This window comes from Oleiphilus sp. HI0123 (genome assembly GCF_001635315.1).
Genome location: NZ_LWGE01001833.1, coordinates 1 through 9,311 on the forward strand (window position 1 = coordinate 1; position 9,311 = coordinate 9,311).

Annotated in this window: 8 protein-coding genes; 5 read left to right on the forward strand and 3 right to left on the reverse strand. The window is 45.9% G+C overall.

Annotation, left to right across the window (positions count from 1 at the left end; translation table 11 throughout):
* Positions 1-52 precede the first annotated feature (52 nt).
* Complete coding sequence (locus A3761_RS24655; protein ID WP_068751098.1) at positions 53-919, reverse strand: hypothetical protein; 867 nt, start codon at positions 917-919, stop codon at positions 53-55.
* The gene (locus tag A3761_RS24660) at positions 919-1,614 is read right to left on the reverse strand and encodes a response regulator transcription factor (protein WP_068553694.1); all 696 of its coding nucleotides are present in this window, start codon (positions 1,612-1,614) and stop codon (positions 919-921) included. The genes A3761_RS24655 and A3761_RS24660 overlap by 1 nt, the downstream gene beginning before the upstream one ends.
* 294 nt (positions 1,615-1,908) lie before the next feature.
* Between A3761_RS24660 and A3761_RS24665 the strand changes: the two genes are divergently transcribed.
* The 3 genes from A3761_RS24665 (at position 1,909) to A3761_RS24675 (ending at position 5,668) form a co-directional block, all read left to right on the forward strand.
* A complete protein-coding gene (locus A3761_RS24665) occupies positions 1,909-2,790 on the forward strand; it encodes an OmpA family protein (RefSeq protein WP_068554790.1) in 882 nt (293 codons plus the stop codon).
* A 101-nt stretch (positions 2,791-2,891) separates the two neighbouring features.
* A complete protein-coding gene (locus A3761_RS24670) occupies positions 2,892-5,081 on the forward strand; it encodes a marine proteobacterial sortase target protein (protein ID WP_197473248.1) in 2,190 nt (729 codons plus the stop codon).
* Complete coding sequence (locus A3761_RS24675; protein ID WP_068566313.1) at positions 5,075-5,668, forward strand: class GN sortase; 594 nt, start codon at positions 5,075-5,077, stop codon at positions 5,666-5,668. Before A3761_RS24670 ends, A3761_RS24675 begins: the two co-directional genes overlap by 7 nt.
* Before the next feature lie 20 nt (positions 5,669-5,688).
* Here the strand turns inward: A3761_RS24675 and A3761_RS24680 are convergent, their stop codons facing one another.
* Positions 5,689-6,708, reverse strand: a complete 1,020-nt coding sequence (locus A3761_RS24680) for a putative solute-binding protein (protein WP_068553479.1) — start codon at positions 6,706-6,708, stop codon at positions 5,689-5,691.
* Between the two features lie 138 nt (positions 6,709-6,846).
* On the opposite strand from A3761_RS24680, the gene A3761_RS24685 reads away from it, so the two are divergent.
* Together A3761_RS24685 and A3761_RS24690 are read left to right on the forward strand one after the other, a co-directional pair.
* Positions 6,847-8,367, forward strand: a complete 1,521-nt coding sequence (locus A3761_RS24685) for a sigma-54-dependent Fis family transcriptional regulator (protein ID WP_231881305.1) — start codon at positions 6,847-6,849, stop codon at positions 8,365-8,367.
* Between the two features lie 211 nt (positions 8,368-8,578).
* A partial coding sequence (locus tag A3761_RS24690) for a 4Fe-4S binding protein (protein WP_231881306.1) occupies positions 8,579-9,311 on the forward strand: 733 nt, incomplete at its 3' end.

The window sequence follows — 9,311 nt, forward strand, 5'->3', positions numbered from 1 at the left end:
CAAGGCAATTATCTCGACACTACCGTCTGAGTTGGCAGGTCAATTTAACCCTCTAGAACTTCATGCAAGAGAGCTGTAGCTCTCTTGCATGAAGTTCTAGAGGGTTAAATTGACCTGCCAACTCAGACGGTAGTGTCGAGATAATTGCCTTGGGACCAAGGGAGGGCTGCTGGTCGACATCGACAACTGCAATATGCAGTTCTGCTCCTTGGGTATCTAATTGGCTTAGGGGAAGGCGAAATTCAACAACATAGCCTGACTCAGAACGTCGCCAAAAGCCTTGAATGCCTGTCTGGTGACTTTCGATCTCAGTACTGGGTGCGATACCGTATTCCCATTCATGATTACTGAAGTAACTCGCTAAGGGGCCTTCATGTTCAGCAGGAAGAATGATGCGTTCAATATGGCCTTCTGGTGCGCGATAACTTAAGCGAATATGATCACTATAATCGAGCCGAAGGTGGTTGCGGCGATAACTGACTAGTTCGTCAGTGACGGCGATAGCTGCGTAAAGGTAATGCTGGGTTTGAGCCAGTTGTAAGGTAAAAGCCGCTTCAGGAGAATCTGTCGTATTGGTTTGTCTATAGCGCTTATCATAGGCAAGGCGAGATGATTCAACCAGCTTTTCTGGCCAATCACTTAGCTCGCCATCCAGTCGCAATGATGTCTGTAAAACCGGTGCTGCCAAGGCGTGCTTATGGAGCTCACTGCTTTCGTTCGCTGCAAGCAGGGTGGGAATATCTTTTTGAGTGGCGAGTAAATTGGTAGCGATGGCTTTGGCTTCAATCTCTTGAATATGGGCCTGAGTACTCAAACTTGCTTCTTTGATCTGTTGCCAATAATTATAAGCAACGAGTGGAATGGCTAACATAGCCAAACTGAGCACCGCGACTTGAGCTTTTATTCCGAAGCCAGGCATTAGCTTTGTTCCCAGCGATAGCCGAAGCCCGGTTTGTTGCGAATATGCTTAAACTCAACCTTTGTTGCATTAAACTTTTTGCGGATATTTTTAATATGGCTGTTAATGGTACCGTTAGTAACGAGGCGCTGCATGGTGCTTTCTGCCAAAGCTTGGTAATCAATACCTTCTGAGCCAGCTTGATAAATTGCATAAAACAGACGGAACTCTGTTAGCGTTAAAGGAATAGATTGCCCATGCCAGGATACATAAGACTTTTCTTCATCAATCGATAGTTCAGAGCTTGAGCTGGAGGTTGAAGGCTCAATGGTTTCTATGCGCGCTTGGTGAATGCGCTGTAGGCTTTTAATTCGTTCAGCTAGCAGTGCTAACGAAATTGGCTTGGTTTGATAGTCCCAAGCGCCAAGGCGCAAACCGAACACCTGGTCAATTTCATCAGAACGCTCACTTAGGAATATAACGGGTAGTTTACTCCCGCCATCAAGCAGGCGTCGGCAGATGGTAAAACCTCCATCTTCATCTTCGCCCAGTACCACATCGAGTAATACCATATCGGGTGGATTATTCTTTATACCGTTTAAGGCATCCTCAACATTGTCGTAGCAGCTTGTGCTAAAGCCTTTGCGCTTCAATGAGTCGGCGTAATTTTGTTGCTGGTCGATATCATCTTCAACGATCGCAATGTGGTAGGACATTCTGCAGCTTTCCTAAAGGGCTTATAGATAAAACCAGAGTGCTTACTATAACGCAGAATGGATGATTTTTACGCCACGAAGTGACGATCTCCATAACTTCTCCATGACAGCCCTGCTTTATCCAGAGAGTCAAAGCGAAGCTAAGCTTTCTCTCCTTTACTCGCCTTTTTCTTCCAGAGCGCTTCATAAGCTCTCCATTACCTAAATACGGCAAATTGTTTCAATAGTCTCATCGATACGGCAAGCACTCAGGTGCCAGATATCGTTTCTTAAATAGATTAAGTGGAGATCACTATGAAGCAAATAATGAATAAATCGAAAATCGCCAGCCTGGTATTGCTCGCTAGTATGAGTTCAGCGCCTTTTGCTAATGAACTGGCAGAACAAACGAGTGCAGAAAGTAATGAGTCAACCTATTGGGGGCTGGGCATTGGCTCTGTCTTAGGCGGCATTATTGCAGGCCCTCCGGGTATTGCTATAGGTGCTAGCTTAGGTGGTGCTTTTGGTTGGGGGCAAGATCAGCACGAGGCGCTTGAAGAGGCTCAGGAACAGTTGCACGAACAGGCGAACTTAGTGACGTCTAGCTCCAATGACTTGAACACAGAGATGGAAAAGCTAAGAGCAACCAGGGCTAAGTTAGGTGAGCTAAAGCGTCGTCATCACCATCAAACTGAAAAGTTAAATGACTTACAAGCTGAGTTGGCGAGCAAGGTTCAAACCTTAGAACAGAGCGATTTGTCGAATCTTTTGAGTGCCTATACCCAAGAGATCTACTTTGAAAAAGGCCAAGCGCGTGTCCCCTCATATGTTAGCGATCGTATTTCCAGTATGGCGGAGTTCTTACAGCGCTATCCTCATCTACAGATAACTTTGACAGGCTTTAGCGACCAAAGTGGCCCAGCGATATTCAACCAAGAACTATCCCGTGAGAGAGCTCAGGGCGTGAAAGATGCTTTGCTCGCTCAAGGTATCTCAGCAGAACGCATTGTGATTAAGTCAGTCGGTGAAAGCATGGCTCATGTGGCTGAAGGTGATGAGGGCAACGCAATTTTAGATCGTCGTGTAGCAATCGAGTTCGGCCAAGATAGCCCGCAAGAAATAATTTCAACAAAAGAGGAGCCAATAGAACCTTCGCAAGTGATTGAAAGCACGTCACTTGCAGAATTAAGTCAGTGAAAGTTCTTATTTGAATGCAGCTAAATGCCATGGCGACCTTATGTGTCGCTATGGCGTGAATAATGTTTTTGATCAACGGACTTTACTTAGTTGGAGGTCATATGCGAGCTCTAGAGAATAAACACTATCTCGATAATTCATGCTCTATTTTTAGAACCCGAGGCTGGCGTAGCGTGGCAGAAGTTTGTGCTTTGAGTTTTGTTTTTTATCTTTGGATGTTATCCCAGAGTGTCTTGGCGTCTGAGCATGACGCTAGCAAAAGCTACAGCTCTTTATGGTTGAGCCCTATAGAAGGGCAAGAGGCAGAAGCGCTAACAGAGCAAGAACAAGAGGATTTCTCGGCTCTGCAGCTGAGGACTCATGTCAGTATTCAGGTCGTGGGGCCGATATCTCGAGTGAGCGTTAAACAAGAATTTTATAACCCCAGTGATTTATGGGTGGAAGGCGAATATAGCTATCCCTTACCCGAGACCGCTGCAGTTGACCAACTAAGATTGCATATTGGTGACAGAGTGGTCGAAGGACAGGTTCAGGAAAAAAAGCAGGCAGCTAAAACCTTTGCCAAGGCTCGCAAAGAGGGAAAAAAGGCCAGCCTCTTATCGCATCGTCGAAGTAATCGATTTCGAACTCAGCTCACTAATATCGGGCCAAATGAAAGTGTCACGGTAGAGTTCGAGTATCAACAATGGCTAGATTATAAAGCTGGGCAATACGATTTGCGCTTCCCCATGGTTTCAACACCTACATATACATCAACAGTCGAGGAGGGCAGTCGCGCTAGTCTGCAAAAGGGCTTTGTCTTCCCAGAAAACCATTATCGACGCTTGGCAGAGAAAGCAGGCAACCCGCTAAGTATTAGGCTGGATATCGATGCTGGCATTCCTATCAATGCGCCTGAGAGTAATAGTCATCAAGTGAGTATTAACAAGCTTGATTCAAGCCGCTACCAAATTGAGCTTACAGGGGAGGCAGAGCTTTCCAATCGAGACTTTCTGCTCAGCTGGCAACCAGAGGCCGCATCGCAACCCACTGTGACGGTGATGCACGAGCCGAGTTCTGATGGCCATGATGAAGACCAGTATGGCTTATTGATGGTGATGCCGCCCCAGGAGAAATTCGCTGAGGATGACTCTCAAGATCGAAATCTGGTTTTGGTGCTGGATGTTTCGGGTAGTATGCAGGGTGCTTCGATACAACAGGCTAAAGCGGCCATGTTAAAAGCGCTCGACCAGCTAGAAGAAGATGACTTCTTTAACCTGATCTGGTTTAACAATCGTGCTATGTCTTTGTTTCCTATCAGTCAGCAAGCTTCTGCTCGTAACTTATCAATCGCAAGACACAAAGTGAATCAGCTCAATGCGAATGGTGGTACTAACATGCTACCAGCCTTGAATATCGCGCTTCAAAGTTCTGAGGAATCTCTGTCGACACTTCGGCAAGTTGTCTTTATCACCGACGGTGCTGTCAGCAACGAAGCGGAACTGTTTACCATGATCCGGCAAGAGCTTGGCCATAGTCGTTTGTTTACGGTGGGTATAGGGTCTGCCCCGAACAGCTACTTTATGCGCAAGGCAGCACATGCCGGTCGTGGTTCTTTTACTTACATTTCTCAGCCAGAGAGTGTTGAAGATCGGATAAGCGAGTTATTTACTCGCCTGGCAGCACCCGCCCTAAGTGATGTGTCGATAGACTTCCAGGGTTATGAGGTCGAGATGCTTCCGAGCCCCTTACCCGATGTCTACGCAGGTGAGCCTTTGTATGCAGCATTTAGAGCAGAGCATATGCCTGAATATGCGACGCTGTCCGGGAAAATTGCCGGACGCGATGTCTATATGCGGCTATCGCTACAGAGGCAGTTTTTAGAGGCTGATATAGCGGATGCTAGACAAAAAGGTATCGCCATCGAGTGGGCGCGAAGAAAGATTGAGCATTTACTAACGCTCTATCGTGAGTCTGAACCTGAGCATAAAGCGCTCTTGCAGAAAGAGATGACTGACTTGGCACTTGAGCATCGTCTGGTGAGTAAGTTTACCAGTCTGGTTGCTGTGGATGTTACTCCACAAAGGTCAGGTGTGGCGGTGGAACATCAAAAGATTCCCGCTAATCTTCCGGATGGCTGGGCACAGGGCAAGCTTGCGGGGCTTAACAGGGCGCAAACGCTACGACTCGCGCAGACCTCTAGTGGTCTTTGGTTTCAGCTTTATGTCGGCTTGGTGGCGCTTTTGTTGGTGACGGTGTTGTTATATCTATCTGAAGGCATGACTAAGCGAAAAGGAAAGGCGCTATGCTAAAGAAATTTTTACTGTTTGTATTGCTGATCGCCCTATCGCTCACGGCAATTGTTCAGCTTGGTAGTGGTGCCAAAATAGCGGCTAAAGCCTGGTTAAGTCAGTATTTGATCGAACAGGCTTGGTCGCGAACTTTGCTAGGCGAAGAGCGAGTTCGCCCCTGGCCCTGGGCTGACACCTGGCCGGTTGCAGAGCTAAGTGTGCCCAGCCTTGGTGTTCAACAAGTCGTACTTCATGGTGATAGCGGGCGAGTATTAGCGTTTGGGCCGGGTATGAATGATTATGTCGATGGTGGCCTGGGTTTAGATTTTAGTATTTTGAGTGGCCATCGAGACACCCATTTCAGGTTTTTAAAAGATCTGAAGTTAAATGATGTGTTTGTGATTACAACTGCAGATGGCAAGCGCAGTGACTATCAAATTATTAATACGGAGGTGGTTAACCAGAATTGGTTACTCCCGGAATTGGAGCCATCGGTTGAGAATTTGATGATACTCGCGACTTGCTACCCGTTTGATACCTTAACAGCCGGGGCTGAAGAGCGGTTTTTAGTTTTTGCGATACCGCTTAAGAATAGGCCCGTTAGCTAGTGCCTCAAACGAATGGGAGCTTACTCCTTATCTTTGGATGTACACTCCGCCAAGCTGGCATCCATCTTACAGCGGATCTTTCTAAACAAGGTGAGGGCTTTGCGGTTATAAACGCCTTCTTCTCGTAGCGCAATGCGGCTTTTTCTAAAGAACTCGTTCCATTTGTCTTTGGTTTCTTGGGAAATATTGATCCAGTACTTTTTAGGAATGGTTTGCTCGCTTTCTACAATTTTTTTAATTTGAGCCGGGTACTTATTTGTCATCAGGTCACGAGATTTCTGACCAAAGCCCTCAGGTACTTTTTTCCAGCGAAGGATCAGTTGCATGGTTATTTGTAGCTTTGGCCAATTAATGATGCCTCCATTCGGCGCGAGGCCTTTGTACATCTCCATTGGTTCATATGCCAGGGCAGGTGCTCCGGTGACATCGACGGCGCGGTTGTTAAATTTTTGCAGGGCATTACGAATGCCAGATGCGACGGGTGTCATACCTATTCGAGTTGCGATATGTGCGGTCTCCGGGGCGTTATCGAGCACGGTAATACGCTTTCCTGACAGGTCTTTCGGGGCATGAATGTTCTTATCATTTACAAATAAGAATACAGCGCCAATGGGCGCAATACCGACGATTTCGTAATCCCCTTTGCGCATAATCTTTGCACCTCTCGGGCTGCTTATCGATTTAATAGCCATGCCTAGATGTTCATAGGTTGGCAGCGCGCCTAAAGCGTTTAGAGAGCCGGTAAAATCATTGTATTCACGTGCCCGAATGCCTGGCAGGTTGAGCATGTCGCATACGCCATTTTTGAATTCTTCTGAGGCGACCCGGTCATCGGTATAGAGCTTGAATGAAAGGTCAACACCCCAGCGAACCGCGTCAATCTTGTACTCTTTCATTTCTTTATGGATGGGGCCATCGTTGCCGACGAAGTCAAACACGCACATCGTTAGTGGTTTCAATTCATTGCTTTGCGTGACGGTCGCAAGGAATGTTGATGAGAGTAATAATACGAAGGAAAGCGGTGCATGGAAATAGCGCATAGAGCTCTAGCCTCTGTCGTTGTTATTTTACTACTGACTATCTTGCTTATAACTACTTTGTTTATAGCTGTTTTTTAATAACTATGAGCGTATCAGGCTTGCTAGAGGCGAGCCTTGCTTTAGATCAATTGAGCTTTATTGAGTGGACTGAAGACGGCTGGCTTGAATTGGGTTAACCTAAGCTTTCTACTTGAGCAAGTTGAGAGGCTAGTTATGGCATTCACCGAAATGTCTAATGAATCGGATGCACTGAAAAAACGCTACGAGCTTATCCTGACGTCTATTGGTGAAGGTGTTTACGGTCTTGATAAAAACGGTTTAACCACTTTCGTGAATCCAGCCGCCGAACGAATGACCGGGTGGCTGGAAGAAGACCTTATTGGCAAAATAGTTCATGAGTTTCATCATCATTCCCATGAAGATGGTCGTCATTACCCAGTGCATACTTGCCCTGTCTATCAAACAGTAAAAGACGGTGTTCAGCGTGAAGTCGATAATGAGGTTTTTTGGCGCAAAGACGGTTCGCAGTTTCCTGTAGAGTATATCGCAACAGCTATTGAGCATGAGGGTGAGATAGTCGGTGCTGTGATTGTGTTTAAGGATATCTCGGAACGGAAACGCTCAGAGCGGGAGTTAAAGTCTGCGCTGCGTCAGGTAGAAGAATTGAAGGAGCAATTACAGGCCGAGAATCGCTACCTGATGGATGAGATCCAGTCTCAGCATAACTACGCCAAGATGATTGGCCAGGGGCCTGCTCTTGATCAGATTCATACGCAGATCGAGCATGTTGCACCCACCGACTCGTCTGTATTAATTCAAGGGGAAAGCGGCACGGGTAAAGAGTTGATCGCGAGGTCTATTCACGGCGCTAGCCGTCGTCGAGACCGTCCTTTAGTAAAAGTTAACTGTGGTGCTATTGCGCCGAACCTGGTTGAAAGCGAGTTGTTTGGCCATGAAAAAGGGGCCTTTACTGGCGCAGTGAAACAGCGCATTGGCCGTTTTGAATTGGCTGATGGCGGTACAATTTTTCTTGATGAGGTGGGCGAGCTGCCTTTGGATATTCAAGTAAAATTGCTAAGGGTTCTCCAGGAGGGAGAGTTTGAACGCTTAGGCAGTAGTGAAACTTTGCATGTTGATGTTCGGGTTATCGCCGCGACCAATCGTAATATGGCTGATATGCTAGAGCAGGGTGAATTTCGTAATGACCTGTATTATCGGCTTAGCGTTTTTCCTATTCAGGCACCTAGTTTACGCCAGCGAAAAGAGGACATTCCTTTACTTGTAGAGCATATTCTGAATGCTCTGAATTTAAGGTTAGCAAAAAATTTCACGCATATTTCCCCAGCGGCCTTACAGCAGTTGTGTGATTATGATTGGCCTGGCAATATCAGAGAGCTTCAAAACGTCATCGAGCGGGCTGCGATTGTTTGTACGCCACCTATTCTTGATGTTGCCCCCATCCCTTCTGCACCTAAAAAACGAAGAAACTCCCATGCAGCCGTCTTGGTGACGCTTAAAGAGGCGGAAGCAAACCATATTAAAGAGGCGCTGAGACAGACTGGCGGTATGATAGCGGGAAAGCAAGGAGCTGCTGAATTGCTTGATTTGCCACCAAGTACCCTTCGTTCCAAGATGAAAAAGCTTGGTGTTAGTGCTTAAGGTTTAGTTTGTCTAAATTTAAATGTGGGCGCGATATATCGCTTTATGGCGAAATGTCGTGTCTTAATGTCGTTTTTTAATCCTTCTTTTGAACACCTGTTCCTCTGTAAATTTTTAATAAAAACAAAGCTTTATTTGTTTTGTAGGTGCTTGGCCTAAGTGTTGCAATAGTTTTCTTAAATTGAACTATAAATTCTCTAAAGTGTTTTGATTGTCAGTAATTAATCAGCCTGAAGAGAGGCAAACAAAAGGTAGCTATATGACTTCAACTATCCCGGTTGTGGATGTCTCTGATAGTGAAGCGAAACAGAAAGATAAGACTGTCGAACATGAGCTTTATGCTTCGCGTGAAAAGATTTATGTTCGAAAGATCACCGGTTTTTTCCAAACAGTGCGTAAGCGTTCGCTTACCTTGCTGTTAGCAATGTACTTTGTTCTAGCTTGGGTAAATTATGATGGCAAACCGCTTATCTTGTTTGATTTGAGTGAGCGTAAATTTCATTTATTTGGTGCCGTCTTCTGGCCTCAGGACTTTACCTTACTGGCTTTTGCATTAATTATTTGCGCCTTTGGTCTGTTCTTTATTACCTCTCTTTTTGGTCGTGTTTGGTGTGGCTATAGTTGCCCGCAAACGGTTTGGTCATTTATGTTTATGTGGCTTGAGGATTTGTTTGAAGGAAGCCGAAACAAGCGAATCAAGTTGGATAAAAACAAGTGGGATCTTGAAAAACTGATTAAGAAAAGCGCTAAGCACTTAAGCTGGCTGGCATTAGCTTTTGCGACCGGGCTTACCTTTGTTGGTTATTTTTATCCGATTAGAGAATTGATTGCTGATGTTTTTACGCTGTCTGTTGTCAGCGGGTGGGCGATATTCTGGGTTGGCTTTTTTACGGTAGCAACCTACATCAATGCTGGTTGGATGCGTGAGCAAGTGTGTATCTATA

Coding starts and splice junctions, on each gene's coding strand:
- A3761_RS24670 (WP_197473248.1), top strand. CDS start 2,892: ATGCGAGCTCTAGAGAATAAACACTATCTCGATAATTCATGCTCTATT.
- A3761_RS24665 (WP_068554790.1), top strand. CDS start 1,909: ATGAAGCAAATAATGAATAAATCGAAAATCGCCAGCCTGGTATTGCTC.
- A3761_RS24675 (WP_068566313.1), top strand. CDS start 5,075: ATGCTAAAGAAATTTTTACTGTTTGTATTGCTGATCGCCCTATCGCTC.
- A3761_RS24660 (WP_068553694.1), bottom strand. CDS start 1,614: ATGTCCTACCACATTGCGATCGTTGAAGATGATATCGACCAGCAACAA.
- A3761_RS24655 (WP_068751098.1), bottom strand. CDS start 919: ATGCCTGGCTTCGGAATAAAAGCTCAAGTCGCGGTGCTCAGTTTGGCT.
- A3761_RS24680 (WP_068553479.1), bottom strand. CDS start 6,708: ATGCGCTATTTCCATGCACCGCTTTCCTTCGTATTATTACTCTCATCA.